The sequence below is a fragment of the Pseudoalteromonas maricaloris genome, assembly GCF_024746855.1.
Classification (GTDB): Bacteria; Pseudomonadota; Gammaproteobacteria; order Enterobacterales; family Alteromonadaceae; genus Pseudoalteromonas; species Pseudoalteromonas maricaloris.
This window is the reverse complement of sequence record NZ_CP024626.1, coordinates 530,989-556,587: the sequence shown is the minus strand read 5'-3', so window position 1 is coordinate 556,587 and position 25,599 is coordinate 530,989. Positions and strand designations below refer to the sequence as shown.

Annotated in this window: 22 protein-coding genes; 8 read left to right on the top strand and 14 right to left on the bottom strand. The window is 42.5% G+C overall.

The window, feature by feature from the left end:
- The first annotated feature begins 16 nt into the window (after positions 1-16).
- The 3 genes from CTT31_RS20230 (at position 17) to CTT31_RS20220 (ending at position 1,423) form a co-directional block, all read left to right on the top strand.
- Positions 17-475, top strand: coding sequence for a nuclear transport factor 2-like protein (locus CTT31_RS20230; protein ID WP_130165467.1), 459 nt, complete (start codon positions 17-19; stop codon positions 473-475).
- A gap of 133 nt (positions 476-608) precedes the next feature.
- Positions 609-980, top strand: coding sequence for a hypothetical protein (locus tag CTT31_RS20225; RefSeq protein WP_260492896.1), 372 nt, complete (start codon positions 609-611; stop codon positions 978-980).
- Between the two features lie 11 nt (positions 981-991).
- Positions 992-1,423, top strand: coding sequence for a nuclear transport factor 2 family protein (locus tag CTT31_RS20220; RefSeq protein ID WP_222244963.1), 432 nt, complete (start codon positions 992-994; stop codon positions 1,421-1,423).
- A gap of 68 nt (positions 1,424-1,491) precedes the next feature.
- Here the strand turns inward: CTT31_RS20220 and CTT31_RS20215 are convergent, their stop codons facing one another.
- From CTT31_RS20215 to CTT31_RS20190, 6 genes are all read right to left on the bottom strand, one after another.
- Positions 1,492-2,688, bottom strand: a complete 1,197-nt coding sequence (locus CTT31_RS20215; protein ID WP_260492895.1) for an alpha/beta hydrolase-fold protein — start codon at positions 2,686-2,688, stop codon at positions 1,492-1,494.
- A 117-nt stretch (positions 2,689-2,805) separates the two neighbouring features.
- Positions 2,806-3,162 (bottom strand): hypothetical protein, encoded by a 357-nt coding sequence (locus CTT31_RS20210; RefSeq protein WP_211857118.1) that lies wholly within the window; start codon positions 3,160-3,162, stop codon positions 2,806-2,808.
- A 57-nt stretch (positions 3,163-3,219) separates the two neighbouring features.
- Complete coding sequence (locus CTT31_RS20205) at positions 3,220-5,007, bottom strand: TPR end-of-group domain-containing protein (RefSeq protein ID WP_260492894.1); 1,788 nt, start codon at positions 5,005-5,007, stop codon at positions 3,220-3,222.
- A gap of 131 nt (positions 5,008-5,138) precedes the next feature.
- Positions 5,139-6,035, bottom strand: a complete 897-nt coding sequence (locus tag CTT31_RS20200) for a helix-turn-helix domain-containing protein (RefSeq protein WP_211857119.1) — start codon at positions 6,033-6,035, stop codon at positions 5,139-5,141.
- A 244-nt stretch (positions 6,036-6,279) separates the two neighbouring features.
- Positions 6,280-7,563 carry a DEAD/DEAH box helicase gene (locus CTT31_RS20195; protein ID WP_017216738.1) on the bottom strand — a complete coding sequence of 428 codons (1,284 nt, stop codon included), beginning with the start codon at positions 7,561-7,563 and terminating at the stop codon, positions 6,280-6,282.
- A gap of 57 nt (positions 7,564-7,620) precedes the next feature.
- Positions 7,621-8,535, bottom strand: a complete 915-nt coding sequence (locus CTT31_RS20190) for a dihydrodipicolinate synthase family protein (RefSeq protein ID WP_211857120.1) — start codon at positions 8,533-8,535, stop codon at positions 7,621-7,623.
- Positions 8,536-8,709: 174 nt separating this feature from the next.
- Between CTT31_RS20190 and CTT31_RS20185 the strand changes: the two genes are divergently transcribed.
- A complete protein-coding gene (locus CTT31_RS20185) occupies positions 8,710-9,363 on the top strand; it encodes a DUF6058 family natural product biosynthesis protein (protein ID WP_260492893.1) in 654 nt (217 codons plus the stop codon).
- Positions 9,364-9,409: 46 nt separating this feature from the next.
- On the opposite strand, the gene CTT31_RS20180 is transcribed toward CTT31_RS20185, so the two are convergent.
- Positions 9,410-9,664 carry a hypothetical protein gene (locus CTT31_RS20180; RefSeq protein ID WP_010373062.1) on the bottom strand — a complete coding sequence of 85 codons (255 nt, stop codon included), beginning with the start codon at positions 9,662-9,664 and terminating at the stop codon, positions 9,410-9,412.
- Positions 9,665-10,121: 457 nt separating this feature from the next.
- Between CTT31_RS20180 and CTT31_RS20175 the strand changes: the two genes are divergently transcribed.
- Together CTT31_RS20175 and ykgO are read left to right on the top strand one after the other, a co-directional pair.
- Positions 10,122-10,379, top strand: coding sequence for a type B 50S ribosomal protein L31 (locus CTT31_RS20175; RefSeq protein WP_010373063.1), 258 nt, complete (start codon positions 10,122-10,124; stop codon positions 10,377-10,379).
- A 5-nt stretch (positions 10,380-10,384) separates the two neighbouring features.
- A complete protein-coding gene (ykgO, locus tag CTT31_RS20170) occupies positions 10,385-10,525 on the top strand; it encodes a type B 50S ribosomal protein L36 (RefSeq protein ID WP_010373066.1) in 141 nt (46 codons plus the stop codon).
- A 54-nt stretch (positions 10,526-10,579) separates the two neighbouring features.
- Here ykgO and CTT31_RS20165 read toward each other — a convergent pair whose 3' ends face one another.
- The 4 genes from CTT31_RS20165 to CTT31_RS20150 all read right to left on the bottom strand — a co-directional run bounded on the left by CTT31_RS20165 (position 10,580) and on the right by CTT31_RS20150 (position 17,820).
- On the bottom strand, positions 10,580-12,655 hold the full coding sequence (locus tag CTT31_RS20165) for a basic secretory protein-like protein (protein WP_260492892.1): 2,076 nt from the start codon (positions 12,653-12,655) through the stop codon (positions 10,580-10,582).
- A 17-nt stretch (positions 12,656-12,672) separates the two neighbouring features.
- The gene (locus CTT31_RS20160; protein WP_211857124.1) at positions 12,673-15,501 is read right to left on the bottom strand and encodes a TonB-dependent receptor domain-containing protein; all 2,829 of its coding nucleotides are present in this window, start codon (positions 15,499-15,501) and stop codon (positions 12,673-12,675) included.
- Positions 15,502-15,696: 195 nt separating this feature from the next.
- A complete protein-coding gene (locus CTT31_RS20155) occupies positions 15,697-17,145 on the bottom strand; it encodes a basic secretory protein-like protein (protein WP_211857126.1) in 1,449 nt (482 codons plus the stop codon).
- Between the two features lie 282 nt (positions 17,146-17,427).
- On the bottom strand, positions 17,428-17,820 hold the full coding sequence (locus CTT31_RS20150; RefSeq protein WP_211857128.1) for a cytochrome b562: 393 nt from the start codon (positions 17,818-17,820) through the stop codon (positions 17,428-17,430).
- 190 nt (positions 17,821-18,010) lie between these two features.
- On the opposite strand from CTT31_RS20150, the gene CTT31_RS20145 reads away from it, so the two are divergent.
- Together CTT31_RS20145 and CTT31_RS20140 are read left to right on the top strand one after the other, a co-directional pair.
- Complete coding sequence (locus CTT31_RS20145) at positions 18,011-19,072, top strand: ABC transporter substrate-binding protein (RefSeq protein WP_260492891.1); 1,062 nt, start codon at positions 18,011-18,013, stop codon at positions 19,070-19,072.
- 142 nt (positions 19,073-19,214) lie between these two features.
- Entirely contained in the window at positions 19,215-20,858 is a 1,644-nt protein-coding gene (locus tag CTT31_RS20140) for a S8 family serine peptidase (RefSeq protein WP_260492890.1), read from the top strand.
- 26 nt (positions 20,859-20,884) lie between these two features.
- On the opposite strand, the gene CTT31_RS20135 is transcribed toward CTT31_RS20140, so the two are convergent.
- The 3 genes from CTT31_RS20135 to CTT31_RS20125 form a co-directional block, all read right to left on the bottom strand.
- The gene (locus CTT31_RS20135) at positions 20,885-21,715 is read right to left on the bottom strand and encodes an EamA family transporter (protein WP_260492889.1); all 831 of its coding nucleotides are present in this window, start codon (positions 21,713-21,715) and stop codon (positions 20,885-20,887) included.
- A gap of 3 nt (positions 21,716-21,718) precedes the next feature.
- Positions 21,719-22,657, bottom strand: coding sequence for an aminoglycoside phosphotransferase family protein (locus tag CTT31_RS20130; RefSeq protein WP_260492888.1), 939 nt, complete (start codon positions 22,655-22,657; stop codon positions 21,719-21,721).
- A 447-nt stretch (positions 22,658-23,104) separates the two neighbouring features.
- Positions 23,105-25,360 (bottom strand): acyl-CoA dehydrogenase, encoded by a 2,256-nt coding sequence (locus tag CTT31_RS20125; RefSeq protein ID WP_260492887.1) that lies wholly within the window; start codon positions 25,358-25,360, stop codon positions 23,105-23,107.
- Positions 25,361-25,599: the final 239 nt, after the last annotated feature.

Here is a 25,599-nt window from a genome sequence, read left to right as displayed (position 1 = left end):
AAAAAAGGATGTTTTCATGAAAAAAGCCACAATCATTGCTCTTTTTCTTTTTATCTCATTCCCTTCACTAACAACAGAAGCACTGTGCAACAACACGTGCATGCAAACTCAAACACAGAATTATCTCGACAGTCTTGTTACGGTTTTTATTAAAGGTTCAACAGTCAAAGATATCGACGCGCTACTGTCTCAATTACATGACAACGTAAAATATGAACATGAAGAATATGATGCAGACTTCGATAAAACTAAATGGCGTAAAGCATTCATCAAACAATTAGAGCTGGGTTCTTTTGACGATACACCTAATACGCAGGCAAAAATCCTGAACATCATCTACGGCAAGCGCCATGCCGCCGTAGAATACTCATACGGTAAAACAGATCAAGCCGGCAACTGGACTAAGGGCCATGTAAAGTTTGCTCTATTTGAATTCACGGATAAAAAAGTCTCCCTTGTCAGAGAGTACTGGTGACAGTGACTAATCAACAAAAACAAGCTCAGCTCTTTATTCCTGACTCTTTTATGCCACCAACAAGGGTTACCACAGCGCATTTTTCTTTTACCGTACTCAATGACAAATTGCGACAGTAGATTATGCGCTGGTGATGGATAATCAAGCACGTTTGCAAGGCATATTTGGTCCGAATTCAGACTGGCTGAAAGCTTCTATGACTTTTGAGGAAAACATTGCGAGTTTAGCCATCCACAAGGAAGAATTTATGTCGCGAGCGGCATTTGCTTATGCGGTTTACACCAGACACAGTGAAAAGTATATCGGTTGTGTCTATATCGATCCGCCGCAATCTTCAGATTTTGATTGTGATGTCTATCTTTGGATAGGAGCAGAAGATATCACATTGGATAACCTACTCTATCAAACAATTACTCAATGGTTAAAAACGGCATGGCCATTTTCTAAACTTGCATTTCCTGGTCGAAACGTTGCATTCAATGCAGAGCAAAAAACAATAAATTAAGGAAAATCATAATGAAAGTTCGATATGCACTGCAGCCACTCATGCTGGTTTCAAGTCTTTGCTCCGCAGATACACTGAGCGACAAGGTCAACGCTTACTTCGAGGCACAAAAAGCCGTTGAACACCAATATTCAAAAGAGTCTGATGTTACCCACCTACTTACGCTTTTGACGCCAGACGCCTCATTCGAGCACCCTCGCTTTAATGCCGTATTATCAAAAGAAGAATACAAAAAAGGCTTACTCAGCTATCTAGGCCAATACGGAAAATGCGATATCGAAGTCACAAACATCATTGAAGGACTTAATGCGGTGACCGTTGAGTATCTACATCCTTGCGTTGATCAGCAAGGTAACACGGATGAAAAAGAAAATAAGCAAAAGCTTATGACACTGTTTGAGTTTAGCGGCGAAAAAATAAAGCGTATTCGCCACTATTTTTAAGTGGCAATAAATACTCAAAAAATAGACCACATCGATTACCTAAGTGGCCTATTTACGCATTTTGATTATCACTCACCAAGTAATTTAGTTAACCGCTCTTTACGAGCAACAAAGACATCGTAGCCACCATCACCCTTTGATGACAATGCCAGCGCTTTGTTTACTTGCTCTAAAGATGCTTGGTATTGTTTGTCGGTTTCATAGCCATATGCTAAGCCGTTGTAGGCATCTGCATTATTTGGATAGCGTGAAACGCCAAACTTAAACAACTTAATTGCTTCTTTCACGTTACCCATGCTTACGTGGTAATAGCCAAGCTCTCTGATCACGGCTTCCTGTGGCTCAAAAGCCTCGCCATATTGAGCAGACAGTTGTTGATAATACTTAGTAATAGAGCTCAATTCACCAGTATAAGCGCGCGCAGGCATTCGGGTTGGCAAAAACAGCTTTTGATACGCGCTAAAAATACCAGCAGCAGACACAAGTCCATGAGGAACATTGTTGTAGGCCTCACTGAAAAAGCGCAAATCATGTGGTTGATTTGCTGCTAGAAAGTTCGCCATATCGTCGTATCTTTCGCGCATCACGCCGCCTTCCTCACCAATTGTGATATATAGAAAGTTATCTAACTGCTTCGTTTTGGAAATAAACGCTTTAGTACTCTTTGCTGTCGCGCCAAAGTTCCACCATACCGCTGGACTATAAGCAATATGCGCTTGAAATAGCTCGGGCTTTGCCTGCAAAGCATAAAGAGCAAAAGTCCCCGCTGCAGAAGCACCTGCAATAACTTTAAAATCATGAGTGCGATAGGTCTGGTTCACATAAGGAATAAGCTCAGTCTCGATAAATTCTAAAAACTTGGGAGCCCCTCCGCCAATATCCATAGGCCCTGCCGGCTCTTTATTCTTAGTTGGATAAAGGTCTCTTAACCTGTCTGTATTTTCAATCGCAACAATAATAACTTCAGGTGCCGCAGAAACGTTTGCTCCTTGCAAACGCTCAAGTACAGCGGTCATCAACGGAAGGTTGCCTTTACCATCAAGGCGATAAATAACAGGGTATTTTTTATTGGGGTTGGTGTGATAACTTTTGGGTAGTTGAATGGTAAAAGTTCTCTTTTCATCAAGCACTTTTGACATCAAGGTTTTTGTTTGTTGTTCATATTCTTGTTTTGTCTTTTCTTCGGACTCTGCCATTGCTGATCCCGAAAAGAAAGCCGCTAACGTCACAGCGAACAAGCACTGAACAGCCTTACCAATTCTCATTATTATTATTCCATTTAGTTGATTTCACTAACAAAGCTAGCATAATGGTTCAGGAATTGATAGCACCACATGTCCCTCTTTTTGCTAGCTTACTTTTAAGATAGTCAGCACATACTCTTAAACAGAGAAATACAGCAAAGCGGCAATCGCAAAGAAAACCACCCAAGAAAGGTGTTTAGCGCGTGAAGCAATAAGTGCAATCAAACCGCTAATAAGAAACGTACCAGACATGACATATAACACCTGTTCTCCGTCCATTTGCCGATAGAACATTATTAACATCGCAGCTATTCCCCACCACGCAATGGTGGTGAGATGCCATGCAAATCGCAACGTGCGCTTGGTAAACCAATCACTACCAAACAGATGAGGCAGGTTGTCTCTTTTAAAAAGGCGGATCAATATGTATTTTTCACCCAGTACAGAATGAACTAGCCCAATCAAAAACAACAATAACGCTGCTGCAATTATCATTTATGCCACTTCCTTTTTATGATTTTACCTAAAAAATGCGCTCAACTAACGCGATGGTTACTTAACTAAACCATCGACGTTGTTATCCAATACACTATAAATGGCTTTCATGGCGGGATCGACACCATTGAAGTAGCTTGTAGATTCTGGCAATACCGGCATATGTGGTGCAATCCAAATACGGTGGTCTTCTGCGCGAGAAGTTTGATGAAACTGTGACGAAACGAGCCCAAACACCCCACTGAACGGTAAACGGAACCTACCAGCTTCACCAATATGATTTGGCCGAGAACCACTTGGCTCTCCAACCAATATGGCATTTGTAAAGCTATCAATATTGGTTAAGAGGTTTTGCGCTGCTGAAAAGGTATTACGTCCCATCACTACAAATAACTTGCCTGCTGGCTTTGCCGCTTCAAAATAAACAAGTGCCTTTAGTAATGGTGGTAAGATGGATCCGTTGCCACCACTATTGTGTCTTAAATCCAGCACCAAGTGATTTACTTCACTATGTTTTATTGTCTCTATTAACTCCGCACTAAATTGCGCTAGCGACTGCGTTTTCATCTGTGCAACGGCATTAAATTGTACGTACAAAATCCTATTGCTTTTATCCACTTCGTACCAATAAGGTTTAGTGACGTTTTGCAGATATTGTGGGCTTTTTTGATGATTATCCGGCAAAGTCGGAAAACCGCGAAATTCAAATGATTGGCCACTAAGACGAATGGTCTTTTGCATGCTCTGTGCATTTTCTACCGTGATAGACACTTCATTTGACGCATCGCTCAACTCAAGTCCAGCAAGTACTTCAGGCATGGCGAGATAATAAGGCGCAAGCCAAAGCTGCTGCATTTCATTATCTCGCGGATTAATCTCGGCAACTTTCGCCATTGCATCTGCGGTTGATGTTTGTCCAAAGGCTGTGACTTTATGGCCGATTAAATCACTAAACTCAGCTTCAGCATCAACAATGTAAAGGCCATCAGTAAAGGCATAAAACTGCACGGGCAAACGAGTGAAATTCCCCTTTTCTCCGAAGGTCGGTACGATAAAGTTATGCCCGTTACCAAGCGTGCCTATTATTCGCATCATACCGAAGACAATTTGCTGATCAGTTAACTTGGGTATATCTGAGCGCAAATTATTTGCTAACGTAATTAAATCGGGGTTGTTACTTGCCTGCTCGTTAACATGCAACCGCTTAATTTCCGAGAGCAAGAAATCTAAATCCGCATTCCACTGTTGATCTCGGGTGAGCGAAGTGTCTTTATAGTTACCTGTAAGACGCTGAAATTTCAGATTATCTTTGATGGAGTCGAAAACACTTTTAGTTGCTAAGCTACTGCGTTCGTCGTACCGCGCAGACAAAGACTTACTCAGCCACTCATTAGCTTCATCCACTTTACCTAGCGCGGCATACGCGCCTGCAATCTTTATCATAATGTCATTTGAGGGGCGCGAACCGGTAGGTACATTGGTTAGGTTTACGCCCAGTGACAACGCCTTTTTTAGTGAAATGATAGCTTGCTCATACTGCGCTAATTGTATTTGCGTTAATCCCAATAGATACCAAGTGTCTCCGTCATCTTGATACGACTTAGTAAGCTTTTGCAGTTGTAGTAACGCCTGTTGCCAATTTTTGCTACGTACTAACGCTAGTGCGTTGATCCGTGTATTTAGGTAATCCACTGGGGATTTAACATTTAGTTGCTGTGCAACATGCGCTTGTTCGCTCGTTGATGTCAGCGCCCGAATAGGTTCAGCCTTTGCAGGCTGCGCGATAAACAAACTACTAAAAGTCAGGCAAGTGGCCACATGAGTGAGAAAACTTGAATACATCATCTTTATCCTTGTTATCGATTTAACTCCAGATTACCTATAACGACTTTATATGGCGTGCAACATCAGGATTTTGTACTTCTACGACTTTTAAAAGACACTCGAAATGAAATATAAGTAATTGTTTAATATACTTATATTAATTTTGAAAATTGACTTGGAGTGTAACCCGTTTGCTTTTTAAAAACACTGTTAAACGAGGATTTTGAGTTAAACCCAGCATTCATTGCGAGCGCTAACAAGTTGGGCGTTGTTTGCTTTTCGCACTGTAGTTGCTGTTTTACCTCATCGACCCGCAGGCTATTGATATACTCATTAAAGTTGTAACCACCACAAGTATTGATGGCCCAAGAGATATCCTTTACCCCAAGTCCAATAACCTCAGCAACATCGTGAATAGTCAGGCGTGGCTGGCGATATAAATAGTGCTGCATAATCGTGTTATGAATTGCATTGAATATCTCGGTTGGATCTTCTGACTGTTTATCCACCTCATTGAACGTTATTTCTTGAGCTTGCGTTATAGAATCTTCGAGGTGTGGTTGATTGTGTACTTTGACAACTAGGTAAAGATTAATTGCAAGTAACCAAACTAAGTCAATAAAATACCAGAATGCTTTAGTGCTGATGTCGTTGTATGTTTGCATATTGAGTCTAACCAAATCCACCAGAGCAAAGATCACAAACATGACAACCGTTGTTCTGATCCACTGTAAATCGCGCTTATTGACGTCCGCCCTGATCTCCGCGGATGCTCGCTGGTAAAGACCAACAAGTTGCACCGTAAAAGCAAAATAAATCAACTGACTGACAGTACCAAACGCAATCATAAGCTGGGTGTATTCAGTAAATGGAAACGCCAGCAAAACAGGTAAGAAATGGACTAACCTTCGCTCTTGCTTATGTTGATTGGCATGCAGTAAATTTTTAAACAGAAAATAGACTAAAGGCCCTGTAGCTAGGGTAAATACAGGCGTGATAAGTAAATAACTTCTAACCCCTAACGCTTCTTCAGCAAAGTTGGTTGCCATCAGCACACATTGAAATAACAAATAAATGACGAGCATTCGTGCGCGTGGTTGATTGGCAAAAATTAACATTGCGAGGAGATAAGCCCCAAGAGAGACGAGTTGGATTAGATTAACTGGAACAATGTGAAATGACTGAAGCACAAGCCGTATTTTTATAATTATTTTTCGCTATTGTACGCCACATTGGCTAAAAACAACAACGCCAGCGTGCTAGCTGGCGTTGTAAATATAGCAAAAAACAATTTTACTTCTTCTTTTGCTGCTTACGTACATTTGCAATACGAGAGCGGTTTTTTAATCTTGCTTCTGCACTTGCTTGATTCGAAGGCTTATTCACCCGCGCCTTACGACGTTGATGCGCTGGTTTCTTCTGGATAGTTTCAACCAGTCTTTCACGATTTGCCACTTCGTAGCCAGGCAGATAATAGCGTGAAATTTGCTGCTCGATTAACTGTTCAATATGAATTAGATCTGACTCTTCTTCACGGCTTACAAAGGTGATCGCATAACCAAACTGACCTGCACGACCAGTCCTTCCGATGCGGTGAACATAATCTTCGGCAAGATAAGGCACATCGTAGTTAACCACGCGTGGTAGGCCAACGATATCCAATCCGCGAGCCGCAACTTCGGTTGCAACCATAACGCGTACTTTGCCTTCAGTGAACTCTCTTAAAGCGCGACGACGAGCGCCTTGAGTTTTGTCGCCATGACATACATTCGCATCTATGCCATCAAGCTTTAACTCTTCAACTAGCTTGTCCGCGGTTTCTTTCATATTGACGAACACTAGCACTTGTTGCCAGTTTTTGGTACCAATAAGCTCTGATAGTAACTCGCGCTTACGTTCTTCTTTAACTGGATAAACAACGTGGCGAACTGTGTCGGCTGTACTATTTTCTGGCGTCGCTTGGATTAACTTAGGGTGATCCAACACTTGTTTCGCGAACTGCTTCATTGCCGACGGGAAAGTTGCAGAAAACAACAATAGCTGCTTTTGCTTATCCACCAGCTCAATGATTTTTTGCATGTCGGTGATAAAGCCCATATCTAACATGCGGTCGGCTTCGTCTAACACTAAGTGTTTAACGTTACTTAACGTGACATTACCTAAGCGGATATGATCTAACAAGCGTCCAGGAGTCGCCACTAAAATATCCACGCCCTGCTTTAAGCGCTCAGCTTGGCCATTGGCATTAACCCCACCAAACAGTGCCTGCACTTTTAAGTCTGTGTACTTTGCAAATGTCGCACAGTTATTAGCGATCTGCTCGGCAAGCTCACGCGTTGGCGCCAAAATCAACGCTCTTGGCGTCGACTGCGCTTCAGCCTCAAGCAATTTTTGGATGATAGGTAATGCAAAAGCTGCGGTTTTCCCTGTTCCAGTTTGCGCTGTTGCGAGCACATCACTACCTTGACGGACAGCTGGGATAGCCGCCTGTTGAATTGGCGTTAATGTATGAAAATTGATGTCTTGCAGCGCATCTAAAAGAGGCTGTGCGAAACTAAATGAAGAAAACGTTGCCATAATAACCTACGACCGAGTCACAAAAACGGTCGCAGATTATAAATGACAAACCGACTTTTAACAAAACTTAAGCAAGGTTTCGTCAATTAATTTTGGTGTCGAGCCGACAAAGTCACTTTCCTTTAACTGCGAAAGGAGTTCAATCCCCTCTTTTTGCTGTGCTTGCGACAGTGGCACATAAGGTAATCTAAATACCGGTTTGACTGCGCCAGTCATAATCAAAGCCGAATTGATAGCAATTGGATTTGGTTCACAGAAGAGCCAGTTCATTAACGGTTGCAATGACTGATTAAGCGCTTGGTTAGGCGTGTCCATCAATTGTCTGAATAAGCCTGGAATGATGTTTGATGCAACAGAAATAACGCCGTGAGATTGGCTGTTATGACGGCTATCGTGGGCTTGATCATCGTTACCTGACCAACACGCAATGCCTTTCGCTTCATAGTGTGCGATACGCTCATCACCCGCACATTCTTTCATACCAACAAAATGCTTGTGGCTGGCCAGCGGCTCTATAATATCAGGCGTAATATCTTGTCCCGTTCTGCCAGGCACGTTGTAAATAAAGCCAGGACCGATTTCCAAGACTTCTTTCAAGTGTGCCTTCACACCCGTAATTGAGGTTTTGCCATAATACGGGTTTATTTGTAGTGCACAGTGCATACCTGATGCAAACCCATATTCAGTCGCTTTTTTTGCTTCTCTGGTGTTATTGCTGCCGGTATTACCAACAATCAGAAGTTTATCGCCAAACTTATTCGCAGAATGGGCAATGAGCATTAAGTGCTCTTCCCAATTCATCAGTTGGCCTTCACCTGTAGTGCCACCGACAACAATACCATCGACACCGCCTGCAATTTGCGCTTCGACTAGCTTGTCGTAAGTATCTAAGTCAATTTCACCCGCCATTGTGTAAGGGGTTTTAATAGCGGTAATTAAGCTTGCTTTTTTTATTGATTGGATCTGATGCATGGTCTTTCTATTACTCTTCCAGTTGACAGCCATTTTTACCATAAATCTGACTGAGATCCGACCCATAAACCTGAGTAAATCGGTTAAATCTAACGAAATTTAACTTTAGTGCTTGTTATTTGCGTAAAGATCCAGCAAAATCAAAACCACTGTATATTTATCCAGTTTAATTTTATGGGACTGACACATTTTCTAAATACACACTTTTATACCACTTTGGAGCTGAGCAGCAGCTTAAAGATAGCTGAAGAACAGCTCTTAGAATGGCAACAAATGAGCCTATTCCCAAACCCGAGTTATAGTATTCAAAATCAAATTAAGTGTAGTTCGTACTTTGGCCTGTACGAATGTGAAGAATATACTGATTTTTATGCCCGAGGCCTACTCAATTGGGGGCAACTTTTACTTAAACATAAAGTAGATCAATCAAGTAGTGCATTTGAGTTATTTCAACAGCGTTACTGTGAAGCACTTGCGAAATGTATTGAAAAAGGCTTTTACACCGAAGATCCAAGCTTTAATGATGACCTTACAGAGCATGTACAGCAAGTTTGGCAACAGTTTTTATGTGGCAAGTATGGGGTGATCAGCCAAAATGGTCTCGTAGAGGAAGCGCTTTATATTGACCTAGGGCGCGCAATTATCGACGACATCACAGAAGCAAGAACCGCCAGTAGTATTGCTCCAGAGCAGCGTAGTCAAGTACACAGCGCCATGAAGCTACTAAACAAAGCATTGGCAGCCAATACTCAAGCTGAGCAAACAGAATCGCTACGCACTCGATACATTGACCAATTGATTAGTAAGTACGACTTATCAATCAAATAATCTGCCGTCTGGCGCACAACCGTTCCGCCAGACAATCTATGCGTATTTATATTTGCTGCTCTATGTGCGCACGAATTATTTCAAATGCTTTTAAGACCTTTAACTGATCTTTACATAAGCTGTCGTACCAAGCATCGAACAGTTCATCATCTTGCTCACTGAGCGTTTGATACTGTGCCAGTAGTGTCACTATGTCACTATGTGTACAAGAAAGTGTATCTAATTCTTGCTGTAACGCGCTGTCATCGCTGCTGTGAAGCTTAGCTAAAATTGAGTTATCTAACTCAGCATGTTTATCCATAATAAATGCTCTATATCTGTATTGCGTTGGCGAATAAAGTACCTTCGCGAACGTACTAGGTTTTAATTATTTGCTAGGCCTCTCTCATTTAGTGAAGGTTATTAACCGTTAAGCCAGCCTCAATTGGATCTCACTCTTTTATCTCATATCTATCAAACCAACAGGCTTACATCGATAGCTATATTCCAAAAAAGTCTATTCGCTACTATTCCGGTTAGGTGTCAACACCAATATGACTACTTGAGAAACAATCTAGAACTAGTTATATCAGGCAATTTTAAGGAAAGTAAGCCCCTTTTAATCAACTGCTCAAGATGCATTCAGTTTAGTTCCGCATGCGTCGACAAATTAAGCGTATCGCACTAAATAGCGGCAACGACAAATTAGTTGTTGAGAATAGTTTTTATTTGATTTATATTGATACAATATAACAACACATTATTTAGGAGTCGTTGTCGTGAAACCCAATATCCACCCTGATTATCAACTTGTTGCCTTCCATGATACATCGGTTGATAAGTACTTTATTGTCGGTTCAACCATTAAATCAGACAGAACCGTTGAACTAGATGGTAAGACTTACCCTTACTTCCCAATTGACGTCTCTAGTGCGTCTCACCCTTTCTACACTGGTAAACAGAAGTTGGTGGCAAGTGATGGTCGAGTTGCGCAATTTAACCGCCGCTTTAAAAACCTTGCGACTAAAAAAGGATAAACCAGATGAAAGTACTGAGCTCACTCAAAAGCGCTAAAAATAGACCGGGGTGCCAAGTCGTAAAAAGACGCGGTCGGGTTTACGTAATTTGTAAATCTAATCCGCGATTTAAAGCGGTTCAAGGTAAAAAGAAGAAGAAACGTTAAAAGTCAAAATAAGCACTTTTAAAGGTGGGCATTGCCCACCTTTTAACTAAAAAGCTATTCTTTTGCTTCCCACAATGAGAATTCGCCTAGTTGAATTAGGCGTCCGCTAGCACCGCCAATTCCACCGCCCTCGCGGGTATGCTCAAGTTCCAAACGATACTGGGTATACGCATTTGGACTCTCGATAGCAAAGCTATAGTATTCCATCGTATTAGGTAGTTCGTTGAACTGTTGAGTATCTAGCGTAATCCAATTCGTACCGTCATTTGAGCCCTTTAGCTGCCACGCATTAGGGAAGCGATGAGGGTTGTCTCCTGCTGTCGCTAATGAGTAGTATTTTGCTGTTTTAGCGCTGTCAAACACATAGTTAACTTGGGCCTTATCAACCTGTTTTATCGGCAACAAGTCAGGCGCATATTGTGCAAGCCAAGCAGGGGTTTCCAACACCACATTAAATTTAGAGGTAATATTTCTATCATTTAGCTTATCTGCTCCCTCATTAAAAGGCACAAGTGCAGTACCGTTTGTTGTTACCTGAGTGCTAGTGGGTGCAAAGTTATGATAGCCAAGTGGTACTGGTGGTAACTTACCGACGCTTGCAAGGTAGACTTGATACTCTTCAAATACCGCATCAATCCCACTTTGTTCACCAAATATAGATTTAAAAGCTGTGTCTAAACTCCACGCATCAAGCGTTTTTGCTGCCGCATTAAACTTGCGGATAAAATCGGTGTTACGGTGACTGTTTTCTACCCACTCAAAGAAGAATGCTGTTTGATCGTAAGCATCAACATTGTAGTGTTCCATCCAGCGAACTCCACCGCGTCTATGCTCTAAGTAACCAGCATCTATTCGAATAAAGTTAGCCATCGCTTCTAAGTAGGTATGATAATCCGTGCCCGGACGATATTCACCTTCAGCCGGAACATTATTGTAGCCATGAGTCAGCTCATGCCACAGTACGCCAATGACTTCGTTACGGATAGCCTCATCTCCAAGACCCTCTAGATTGGCGATGTGCTTAACATCAAACCTAAGCTCCATAAATTTGCCTTCACCAGCCTTTGAAGCAGGCGCGTCAAAGTCTCCAGTGATAAAAGTAACGTGCTCAAAAACGTTTATTTCGGTTACATTATTAAATAAGCGCTTGGCAATCTTCAAAGAGATCTCATGAATAAGGGCATTTAGATCTGGTACCGCACGTTCAAGCGCCAGCTGTCCTGGGTGCTCTGGTAGTTCCTTTTTCACTTCAATTGCAGGCTCTGGAAACCCTGCCCATGGCGAGGCTGGATCCCACACACGGATAAAGTCTTGCTGAACTAATGTCGCTTCCCCTTTGTCGTTACTCGCAACCAGCGTAATGGTTTTTGGCCCTAATGCTTCAAACTTAACCAATGGGCTTTGCTCTGTACTTGTCGCAGGGGTGCCACCTTCAAATGTCCACTGCCAGTGAGTCGGGTTAACTAGCGACTCATCTCTAAAAACAATATACTCAGAGACTTCAGGAGTCGTGTTTGTCGCATTAAATGCGACGATAGGAATATCCGATACCGTTTTGATTTCGAGTTCCGCTAGTTGCGTAATATCAGCACCATAGCTATCTGTACCACCATGCACTAAATCAAATTTGAAGTAGCGATACTTTTCGCCGCTTTCGGCCAATTCAAAATTGCGAGTCAGTCCTCGAGCAGAGAATACTTCTCCCACTCTTGAATCCAGCTCAATCCACTCAGCTTTATCATTTGAGCCATATACGACCCACTGTTTTGGATCTCGGTTCGCTTCGTCGTTTGCTGACGTAAAGCTATATTCCCTAAGTTCAATCTCTGTCGCGGCTTTAAACACTACAGTGACGTTTGGCGCAAAGGCCAGGAATTTTGTGCTTGTGTTAGCGTCGATAAGTTTGTCGACACTTTCACCTGCGGGCGAGGCTTGTACACCATCCGCTAAAACAGCCTCAATCTCAACTCCAGTATCTGAGGTGATATTACGCAATGCGCCAGAGTCTGGCTGCCCGGATGATTGAGTTTGTTCAGGCTTGTCACGTTCAACAAATTCAGAACCATCATTACAGCCTATTAGTGTCGCAGCGACGGCCATTGCCACCGCTGATAGCATTAATTTTCTCATTTCGTTACCCTTTATTATTAAAATTGGTAGTTAACTTTTAGTAAGAACTCGCGCCCATTCGTGTCATAATTACCCGCTTTATAGAATGGGTAACTTCTAAACGAGTCGTCCTGAGGCGGCATCGCATTTAATAAGTTTTGAACTGTAAACATCACTCGCGTGTTGTCATTGATGTAATGACCAATGGTTAGGTTATGCTTTATCCATGCAGGTAACTTTTCTCTTTGACCAAAATCAGCACCGTTCCAATTTTTTCCTTTATAATTTACCTGCCATGAAATTGCGGTCTTTTCCAACTGCCAAGTCAGGTTAAACGATGCCATATCTTTGAAGTTATAGTTATCTTGACTGTCTAACACATCTTCAAGCGGATCTTCGGGACGGAGCTTTTCTTTTTTCTTTAAAACATGGCTGTAATCAAGCTTATAAATAAACTCGCCAAGCTCTGACTCAAACGTGCCTTTCACACCAAAATTGACGCCGCCATGCTGCCTTTCTGCGGCGTTTATATAACCTTCTCTGATAATTGCTGCGGTGTACGGTAATCCTTTTTTCGTGTTCCCTAACCAGTCGGTTGCCAGACCATCTTGGTCAAAACGCTGTACTCTGTCTTGCATGTTCGCGCATTTAGCAGAAGACGAATCAATTAGGTCGTTTTCACACTTCCAGACATTATCAAGAATTTCGCCAGACCCAAGTCGAGTAATTTTGTCTTTAAGGACAATGTCATAAACATCAACATTGAATGACAGCTCAGGGGAGTACTCATACACCAGACCGAACGTTAATGAATGACCAGACTCTTCTTTTAAAGTTGGATCGCCTGCCGAGATTGTCTCAAAGTCAGCATCTAGCTTTGGCTCATTGCTATTTGTTGTGTCTAAGTCTGCACAGCTGATAGTTAATGCATCAGCATTATATTGAGCGGGATCCCCTGTGGTTTGAAAACGTAGACATGCATCTGCAATCACTCTGTCCGAGCCTCGTCCAAAGTTACCAGCAAACCCTTGATATACTGAGCTCATGCTAGGACCACGGAACGTTGTGCCATACGCACTTCTTAGCATCAGCGCGTCAGTAGGAGAATACTTAAAACCGACTTGATAAGTGAATGCCCCACCAACATCAGAAATATCATCATAGTGGTCATAACGCAGCGCTATTTCACTAGAGATCTGTTCAGTAATTGGGATCATAAATTCTGTCGCCGCAGCATAACGGTTACGTTCACCATCGGTGATAACACCAGTCAGACCAACAAACTCTTTATTTAGTATTCTGCTATCGGGCGTCGCTCTCGTCCCTTCTTTCATCAGCTCAATATATGCGGCAAAAGACACAAATCCTGCTGGCAATTCAAATAAATCCCCGGACAGATCTGCAGTTAGAGTTTCATTAAACGACAAGCCATCGTAGGTTGCCCAATCAGCCATGTTATACATATTGTCTTGGGTCAGAGGCGCAAAAAAAGCTTGGTAATTTGGACGGTAGATTGGCATGCCATCAACCTCACCCAACTTTGGTCCTTTTAGCCAGTTATTTCCTTCAACCGTGTGGTGCAAGTACCTATCAGAGAAATCGTATTGTGAACGGCTGAAGCCAACGGAGTAATAGTAATCTGCTATCTCCCCTTCAAGACCAAAACTAAATGAATAAGATTTATCATCGTATACCCGACCTAAGCCATCATTTGTGTATTCTGAATCATTCACTATCCGCCACATATACTTAACTGGAGCGCCGTAGCCACCAGCTTTATTTTTGATATCAGGGTCCCAAAACATGGATCCGTGAATTGACTCTGCATGAGCAAAGAAGAATGGATTTCGTGCCCCTTTCTTTTCTTGATCGATATAAAATCCGTTAACAAAAAAACTGTGTTCGTCGTTGATGCTGTACACCGAGTTGATATACAAACTCATGGTTTCAACTTGGTTACGGAGCAAATTGTTACCGGTTTCATCCCACCCACAGCTTAGGCCATAATCATTGCGGCTAATAAAGTGCTGAACTGCAGTCGGGTGTGGATTGTCATCTGTGTTGCAGTACTGCGCTGAATATTGATTTTTGAACTCAGTGTTCTCAGCCCATACGGTAATGGAACGATTGAGTTCTCGTTTGTTTGTTGGGTCTGGATTATCCCAAACACTGTCATGAAAAGGTCTGTCGGCACCAGTCAGCGCCTCTTCCGTTTTATATTCTAGCGAGTAGTCAAACGTAAAGTCGTCTTGCTCAAAACCACCAACAAACGACAAGCCTTTTTTATCACCCGTACCATAGGTATCCTGGCCGTAGAATGCTTCAACGACATGCTCGTCCATACCTTTTTTGGTAATAATATTGACTACTCCAGCCATTGCGTCTGAACCATAGATTGCAGAGCCACCGCCGGATTGAATATCGATGCGCTCAACCATCGCCGTTGGCAACATATCTAGATTAACAAAATTGGTTTGGCCACCGTAAGGCATTGGGTAATAAGCCAAGCGCTTGCCATTAACGAGAATAAGTGTGTACTCAGGTCCAACGCCTAACAGGTTTAACTCCTTGGCGCCAGGCGTATAGGAGCCAGTTTCTACTTCACCGAGAACGGCACCACTAGCAGCGGAAATACTACTCAGTGCGTCATAAACTGTGTTAAAACCACTTCTGACCATATCAGCGGAAGAGAGACTTTGAACATTGGTCACACCTTCAATGGCGATACGTTTAATACGAGATCCTGTCACCTCAACACGTTCTATTTCTTCTGCTTGTTCATCTGTTGCGGCTGTTACTGAGTTAGTTGCTACCGCTGCAAGAACAGCAGCGGCGATCAGGCTATGTTTATACATTATTGTTGTCATAAGACCCCCACAATTTAAAGGAACGTTCCAATTTCTTATTAAAATTTTATTTCTCCCTTAGCAAAACCAACAAAGCATTAGGCAGAAATCAAAAAGGGAACGTTCCAATTATGAGCAATAAAACAAACCTGTCAACAAATTATGTACATTTACAGCACAACACCGACAAATTGTAATCACCTAGTTCTTGCTAGTTCATTGCAATTTCTTGGTATTTAGCCCACTTTGATAACGAGACCAAAGCTTATCAAGGGACTCTCCAGTAACTGATTTTATTGCATCTTCAAATGACCAATTTTCTATTTCTACCGCAGTTTGATTAAAACGATAGGCAAAATCAGGATGAGACTCAGCGAGCCATGCGAGAAAGAACCCAGTGTTTGTGTATCCACCAACCCAAGAATCTGACGGCTTAGGCGAACGGGTTTTATGGTATCCCGCTTGAATGCGAATGAGATCCGCCATTCCTTCAATAAATGCATGTACATCGGGCTCAGAATAACTTCTCTCTTTTGGAAATAGCTGATATCCATGGGTAAGTTCGTGCCAGAGCACACCAAGGAGTTCGTATTCCACTTGCTCATCTGGTTGTTCAGCCAGTTTTTCGGTGATGTACTTTGAACTAAACACGATTTCCATATTTGTTTCGTCTCCAGAGCGATACGCTATTGTGTCCATCCACTTTAGCCTAAATGTAACTTGCTCAAACTCTGGCAGCTCTGCAAAGTGTTTGTACAACCTTGGGGCCAGTTGGCGAGTTACGTCATCCACCGTACTGGCTATATCAGGAAATAGTGCTTGCAGGCGTTTCGACCCTGCCGAATCAGTATCTTCGATAACCACTTTGACCTTTGGCGGCTCAAAACCTTTCCATGGTTGATTTGGATCGTATATTTTTAAATAGTTCGCACGGGTTTTAAGGTCGGAGCCATGCGCATTTTTAGTCATTAGAGTAACATCGTAGTTACCTGGCTTGTCATAAACTACTTCAACACTTTTTGTGGTTGGTAACGTCGTTTTGCCCTCAACCTTCCAACTCAGCTCTGTTGGTGAGTTTGCAGATATCGACTGCAGAGAAATTGGCTCATTAAGCTTGGCAACGGTTTTATCTGCAATAAAGTTTGCCAGTGGTAAGTTTGTTTCTGCATAGAGTGCCAGATCAGCGATTTGCAAAAAGCGGTCGCCCCACTGCGTTTTGCCTTCTTGTGCTATCGTAAAACGCACGTACCTCGCATCCGTTGTTTTGGGTAGGTCAAAAGCGAGCGTTTCACCCCGCCTTGAAAATACCATATTGTTGCGTTTATCAGCCTCTTGCCATGCCTTACCATCTTTAGATACGGCTACAGTCCAATGCTTTGGGTCTCGAGCGGGGGCATCTTGGGCTGAGGTGAGACTATATTGTCTAAGCGCTTTTACGTCTTTCAGATCAAATACAATCTCTGCGCTAGATTGCTTAGATAAGAATTTGCTTTTTAGTGACCTATCAACTAACTGCTCTATCCCCTCACCTTGGATTTGCTCCTGTACGTCACTCGTTACAGAGAATGCATCGCGTTCGGTGATGTCGTAGAGCGCATTGGCATTTGCTAATGAGGAGCCACAAAATGAAAGTAAAATTAGACTGGCTAATGAGGAGGTTTTCATTGAAATTTCCCAGATTAAAAACAAACATACTGGATCGTTCCAATTAATAATGCAACTTATTTTGAGTAGATTTTTACGTAATTTCTAAATGCAGATAAGGATTTCGCTATTTCACCGCTTTTTGGATTTTATGGAGAACTCACGAGCGACCCTGAAAAATCAAACTACCACTCGCTAGTATTTTGTCATGCTCAACTAAAGCCAAGACAGATGAGCAAAGCCGCTGCGATAAAACAAGAAATAACCACAGCGCTTAGATAAGTTAACTGTTCGAATCTCAGCTTAACTACCAAACAGTAATTCCCAAAAGCTCGGTGGCTCGTGTAGTTTGTGGTATTGCTTTCTCAGCTCATCAATTTTTAAAAGCATTTCACGAGCTTTCTCAACTTTTCCCGAGTCTATTTCATGACTCGCTTTAGTAATGGTTTCGAGTACTTTATTCAAGCCCGCAACTGACTCGGCAGACACCTCTTGCTTAAACTGAAATTGCTTACTTTCATTAACGAGTGTAGTCAGCTCGGTTAAGTGCGCCTGCATTTCTTGAGCAGATTGCGCTTTCATAGCCTGCTTATAAATATGACCCATTTCCTTCATGGTTTTATTCAGTTCGCTTGACTCATGCGCAACTCCAGACATCGAAAACAACAACACGAATGTAAATACGATTTTTCTCATCAAAGTCCCCTTACTCTTTGCCCGCTAGTATAAAGCAATTAACGTATGAGCTAAATTCAATGCTATGAAAAAAAAAGCTGGTTCCGAATAGCATGCAAAAAACAGGCAGATAGCGCAACGATTCTAGCGTAAGCTATACTTGTAGCGTATTTAGCAGCACACTTTTTGAATATCAAAAATGTAGAGACTTATGATCCGAAAATTGTTGTTCATCTTTTTACTCTTATCGCCGATGGCCGTGCTATCTGCACAACGATTCAACGTTCAATTTGTAAACCCTGGCTTTGCAACAAAAAATCCTACAGGGGATTTTTGGTATAACGTCAGCAACGTGATGACTGCGGCCGCTACTAACATGAATATTTCCCTCAAAATTAGTTATGCGCAGCGCAACCATATTTTGATGAAATCGCTCGTAGAGCAAGCCTTGAAAAGTGACGCTGATTACCTTGTGCTGGTTAACGAAAAGTCGAGTGTCGTTCCCTACTTGTTAAACACCAAAGCCAACAACATTAAGATTATTTTCTTGCTCAACGGACCGACCAAAACAGAGGAAGTGGCTTTGTTAAAGGCAGGACACCAAATTATTGGCACCGTTGAGCCAGACAATTTCCAAGCCGGTTTTAAATTAATGCATCAACTTGCGCGAAAAGCGCTTAGGTCCTCAAATCCATCGCAACATGTATTAGCTTTACTAGGTGACGTGGCGACGACTGCGGCATTAGACCGACAAAAAGGCATGCGCGCTTATCTTGAGCACCATACGGAGCTAGAATTAATCGCAGAGGCAAATTGTCAATGGTCTCAGAATGAAGCTTATCGCCTCACTAAAGCGTGGTTACAGCGAGACTCCGCAATTACAACCGTTTGGGCTGCCAATGATCCTATTGCTTATGGCGCATTACTCGCTGCTAAAGAGTTAAACCGTAAGATCGTCATAGGTGGGATTAATTGGGATGAAGATATTGCGCCTAAGTTAGATGTTTCGATTGGAGGGCATGTGTTGCTTGGGGCCTATACCTTAGCTCGACTAGCACAATATCATAGAGACTTCACACCGATAGACAGCGTAACCTTATCTATTTTCGAATCGCTGGATGACGCTCACTTACCTTTGTATCATGCCATACATGGAAACTTTCCTGAACACCTGGACTTTTTACGTTACATTAACGATCCTGCGCAATTTAACATTACAGAACTAACTCACTCACTTAATAAAAATAACCACAATAATAATGTGAAGAATTGAGAATTTAAGAACGATTAATTAATGCATTAAACAAAATCCAGAAAGATAATGCAATTTAAACCTGTCTAATATTTACGCATTGACAGCGATGTCAACACCTGTTTTAGTAACAAACGTAAACAACATGTAAAACAGGTGAAATATGAAAAACAGTAATACAGTAGTAAAACTTCTTAAGCTTTCGACCCTTAGTGCCTGCGTTTGTGCAAGCCTTTCAGTCGCTCACGCAGATACACAGCGCGTTATTGTCACGTTAAAAGACAGCGCAACACCAAATGTTCTGCCTGTGCGCTTAAATCAAGCAGAAACGGCGCAGTTTAAAGCGCAGGCTTTGTCTGAAGCTGCCTACTCCACCTTGGGTACTGCTGCAGTCAACACATTGCCAAGCATTAATGCATATGTCGCTGAAGTTTCTTCAGCGCAAATGCAACAACTACAAGCAAGCGGTAATATTGCACATGTAGAAGTTGACCCTAAACGCTATTTGCCAAGTGTAAAAACTTCAGCAATTGATTTACTCGCTGAAACAACACCTTACGGCATTAATATGGTGCAGGCTAACCAAGTATCTGACGGCTACAGCGGCAACCGTAAAGTCTGTATTATGGATACTGGTTATACGCTAGGTCACCAAGATTTACCTAGCACAGGCATTACTGGTAATGACGGCTACGGTAACTACGACACAGGTGTGTGGAGTAACGATGGTAACGGCCACGGAACACACGTTGCCGGCACAATCGCCGCTTTAGGTGGTAATGGCACAGGTGTGGTCGGGGTAAATCCATCAGGGCAACTAGGTCTTCATATTGTAAAAGTGTTTAACGACCAAGGCCGCTGGGCATATGGTTCCGATCTCATTAAAGCAATTGAGCAGTGTGAGCAGGCTGGCGCCAATGTAACCAGCATGAGCTTAGGTGGCAGCGGCAGCTCTACGGCAGAACGAAGCGCATTTGAGCAGAGTTATCAGCGTGGCATGCTACATATCGCAGCCGCTGGCAACGCGGGTAATAGCTCGTTGAGCTACCCAGCATCGTATAATGCAGTTGTGTCTGTGGCTGCGGTCGATAGCTCTGAGTCAAAAGCCTCTTTCTCTCAATACAACAGCCAAGTAGAAATTGCAGGCCCGGGGGTTGGTGTAAACTCAACATGGAATAATGGCGCGTATCGCAGTATTAGTGGGACTTCAATGGCAACACCGCATGTTTCTGGTGTCGCAGCATTAGTGTGGAGCCACTTCCCGCAATGTACTGCTCAGCAAATTCGCCAAGTGCTTAATACAACTGCAAAAGACAAAGGCCAAGCAGGTCGTGATACTTCTTACGGCTATGGTATTGTGCAAGCAAAAGCTGCGGTTGATTATCTAACAAATAATGGTTGTGATACTTCAGGTGCAGTCAATGCAAACTTTAACTTCAGCGTGTCCGGCCTCACTGCGACATTTAACAACCAATCAACAGCAGGTAGTTATCAGTGGGAATTTGGTGACGGTGCAACAAGCTCACAAACTAACCCATCACACACCTACGCGAGTGCTGGTACATATCAAGTGACACTCACTGTGACAGCTTCAAATAACAGAACTGCTTCTAAGACACTAGCGGTTACCGTTAATGATGCACCAGCTGGGTGTAATGGTATCCAAGAATGGAATGCAACTAAGTTCTACAATACGGGCGACCGAGTTTCATTCAAAGGCTTTGAATACCGTGCTACGTACTGGTCACAAGGCGCAAGCCCAGAGATCTACTCAAACGTTTGGACTAAAGTCGCGCAGTGTAAGTAATACCAATTAGTAATTTTAAGTGGCGCTTAAGCGCCACTGTTGAATGCTAACATTGCACTACAACACAGAATAACAGAGATCATAAGCCATTCTTTTGTTGAAATTGCCTCTTTAAAAAACCACATTCCAAGCATACTCGCGCTGACTATGCCAATGGCTCTTTTCAATCCTTCAACAAGCCCCGGCTGAATTTCGGTTAACGCCTGCATTTGAAAGATAACAGCGACAGCGAATACCACTGAAGAAATACTCCAGAGCAACCAATGTGCGCGGAAATTTTGATTTTTAAACTGTGGTCGTAACAAGATTAGATTAACAAAAAATACCATAAAGGTTAGAAACCCAGCATGAAAAGAGAGCGAGCTGTATTGCAAAGCCTGTTTATCGAACACGATGCAAAGCCCCCAGCAAAAAGAGGTGATCGCAACTTGTTTTGCACCAGGCTCTTGAAAAGAGAATCTGCCTCCTTGCAATAAAAACGAAGCGAGAACAATCGCAGCGATTAGTATTGACTGCAGTGTGGTTAAAGGTTCTCCAAGTAGCAACCAAGCAAACACACCTGCAAGTGCTGGAGTGATGGATAACAGAGGCAGGATAACCGCCATTCGCCCAAGCGAAAGCGCCTGAATAAAGTTTACGCTACCAATTGCCGCCAAAATTCCGCTAGCTATCGCAGGCGCTATATAAGCAGAGCTTGGGAACTGCTTGTCAACAACCAACCAATAGCCTATGTATGCAGGTAAGACTAGCAGACTAAATACCACCGACATTTGCGCGGCTGAATAATGGCTCGCTAGCCTTTTTCGTAAAAAATCAAATACAGCCCAATTTAACGCACTGAATAAGGCTATGACCATTTATTATCCCTGTTGTAATGCAATTTCCGTTTGAAATTTCATGTAATCATTGATTTTTACATGGTCCGGTTGCCAACCCAATAGAAAGCGATAAAAGTCAGCCCACACCACAGGCCACAACGACTCCCACTCAGAAAGGATCTGAGCGATATCAATAGAGGCTGCTTTGCCTAATAATTCTATTCTCAACATATCTAAATACAACTTGAGATACTCATCAGCATGCAGGAGCTGTTCCTTTTCGTCTAATACCGACGTAATAAACAGCATTAAGTCTGACACACCAATACCCTTTCCGACATACTGAAAATCGAATCCAAGTGCTTGGTCACCATTAAAGGCAAAGTTAGCAAGCTTGGCGTCGCCATGGATCCAAGTATGCCAATGGCTATTTTTGATACGATCTCGTAATCGTGGTGCCGCTTGTTTAATACTACTGTGCTGCATTCGCTCAAGCTCATCCGGTCGTGTATCTAGGTGCCAATAGTTTCCTTGTTCCCACACATGCTCTGCAGGGCTTTGTAAAAAGTGAGCATGGAATTTAGCTAACCACCCTATCACTGCTAATATTTGTGACTCGGACGGCTTAGTAGTTTGCGAAAAACCTTGAGTTGAGAAGTCTCTAAAGACGATGTAGTCCATCCCTTCACTTACCCCTTCACCTAAATAACTAGGCGTATTGCAGGGTGAGAGTAACTCGCATGCATGATGCTTGTAAAAGTGACGTTCTACTTGATAAGACTTAGCTTTACGCGCAAGCGCTACTGAAGATTGTTCAATTCGCCGATGTGCAATGTCACTAAGCACTTTAGTGCGCTTAATTGCAAGCTTCCCAGCATCATGATTGATAAATAACATATCACCACAACCGCTCCATAATTGTTGCTCTTGCTGTGTTGACATAGGCGCAGAAATTACATCGTTCGGAATACTTATTTTCACTGTGTTACACCTTTTGTTATTTAACCTGAGAGCAGTTCAATAAACAGCCAAACTTTTTATTGTACAACTCAGGTTACTTAAACACAGTACAACCCTTTACTTACTATTACGAATGCCAATTCTCTTAATTAAGCGACCTATTTTGAGGCGAAGAAATCTTGCCGATAACACCGCTTCCGCATCCTGCTCACGCCAAGGTACCTACATCCATGTAGGCAAGTCAAAAATTTTGTTATTTAGTTGTTCTAAATAAGAAATTTTTAACGCTGTTAGCATCAGATATGTTCCTTCAAATTGAGCCTGTATTAAGACAAATTGGTATAATAAGCAAACCGTTTTACAGTGCTTGATAATTATAGCTGGTGTTATTATCTTTACCCAACATGAAAAAGCCCTTAACCAATTGGTTAAGGGCTTTTACTTTTACAAAAAAGTTATTTGTTTAACTTACTCATTCACGGCTTGCTTGACTGTTTCTTTCGCACTTTGTTCATCTAACAAGTTTAAATCGAAGTCAAACTCATCCACTCGGATTGCTTTTTCACGCTTGCGATTGTAATCAACCAGTTTTGCGTACTCTTCTTCGTTGATAAGGTTACCAACGAGCGCATTATCTAATGTTTGCTCGAAACGAACACCTGGTTGGATCTCGCGCTTGCGAACTGCCTTTTTAACTTTGGCAAGCAGGTCAAGGCAACCCATCTTAGCTTTATATGCTTGCTCATTGATATCATGACCATCACCTGCGGTAGGCTTCACAAGATGAGTAAGCTGCGCTTTGATTGGCGTATCCATTTGCGCCGCGGCGGCCAATTCTCTGATCATATCATCATTAATTTTAGGCATTTGTTTGCCACCAAACTGCATCGTGATCACACGCATAAATTTACGAGTACCACTTGCCGGGAAGTTATCTAAGAATTTATGTAGCGCTTCTTCTGCACTGATAAGTGCATGCCTTGTCGCATAATGGAAATAAGGTGCTGCTTGCTCACGCTCTGCTACTGCTACTTTTTGCTCATAGTATTTGATTGAAGCCATCGCTGCATACAAGTGACTCATTACATCACCAAGGCGTGCTGACAGCATTTCTGCTTGTTTCAGTTTTCCACCTAGTACGAGCAATGAAAAGTCTGCGTATACCGCAAGCTTAGCTGCTAATCTATGCGCGGCTTTTTCATACGCACGCACTTCAGGTAATGGTGATTTTGCATCAGCAGTAAATGGCATAAGACCATATTTGAAAGCACGTAAGCTGTTGACAACACTATAGCTAACTGTTTTTGTCAAAATACCACGGAATTTACTGTCGGCGTCTTTCTCTTCGCTGTGAATAGATTCAACCATCGACTGCAAATAGGGGTGACAGCGCATTACACCTTGACCAAAGATCATCAAGTTACGCGTTAGAATGTTTGCACCTTCTACGGTAATCGCTATTGGCTGGGCAACATAGCCGCTTGCAAGGGTATTCTGAGGACCATTTTGAATAGCCTTACCTGCAAGGATATCCATTGCAGAGTCCAATACGTCACGACCAGTTTCAGTCATGTGGTATTTTGCAATTGCTGTTACTACTGATGGCTTAAGACCCATACCTAAACCTTCTGTTGTTAATACCCGCATCGCCTCTTGCATGTATGCTTTGCCAGCGATATCCGCAAGCTTTTCTTGAATACCTTCAAACTGGCCGATCGAAAGGCCAAATTGCTCACGTACCGCAGCGTATTCAGATGCCGATTTCAGTGCGACTTGGCTAGTTGAAACTCCTAGCGCTGGTAAAGAAATACCACGTCCAGCACCTAAACAACTTACCAACATCTGCCAACCGCGACCGATATTCTTCTGGCCACCAATAATAAAGTCCATTGGAATAAAGACTTTTTCACCACGTGTCGTGCCATTGTAGAAGCGTATCCCCATCGGGTCATGACGGTTACCTAGTTGTACACCCGGATGGTCATGTGGAATTAACGCACAGGTGATCCCTAGTTCTTTTTTACCGCCTAGTAATCCCTCAGGATCCAATACTTTAAAGGCTAAACCGAGTACCGTCGCAATCGGCGCAAGTGTGATATAGCGTTTGTCCCATGTTACTTCAAGACCAAGTACTTCTTCACCGTTATGCATGCCTTTTTTAACAATACCTTGGTCCGGAATGCCACCGGCATCGGAACCAGCTTCAGGGCTTGTTAGCGCGAAACACGGAATATCACGACCATTTGCTAAGCGAGGAAGGTAGTGCGCTTGCTGCTCTTTAGTACCATAATGAAGCAATAACTCACCCGGACCTAGTGAATTAGGAACCATCACCGTTACCGCTACCGCAGAGGATTTAGTCGCAATCGTACCTACAATCGTTGAGTTTGCGTAAGGGCTAAACTCTAGACCGCCGTATTCTTTTGGAATGATCAAAGAGAAAAATCTCTCTTTTTTCAAAAATTCAAGCACGTGCTCTGGCAGGTGTTTGCCATTTTGAATTTCCGAGTCATCGATCATACCCATTAATTCTTTAACTGGACCTTCTAAAAAAGCTTGTTCTTCTGCACTTAGCTTAGCTTCAGGTACAGCACGAAGCGCCGAAAAGTCAGGCTTACCTTGATAAATTGACCCTTCTAACCAAACATCACCGGCATCTAATGCTTCTTGTTCTGTGATTGAAATGCTTGGGAGGATCTTTCTTAAATTCGTTCTTAGGCTCATAATTAACTCATCCGACCAGATAGATATACCTACATTACGGCATAAAAATTCGTTTAGATCAATTACTCTACTTAATTTTTTAACGGCTTTTTTACTGAGTTATCGAGTGATTAATATAAATGACTGCTAAATTAATGGCTTACATCTGTAAGTTGAGAAAAGTAAATTACTGTTCTTAGTGGGAAAAATAGGAATGAACGAGGAGTTTTGACGGTCTTAGCCGCCATAAAATGGCATTT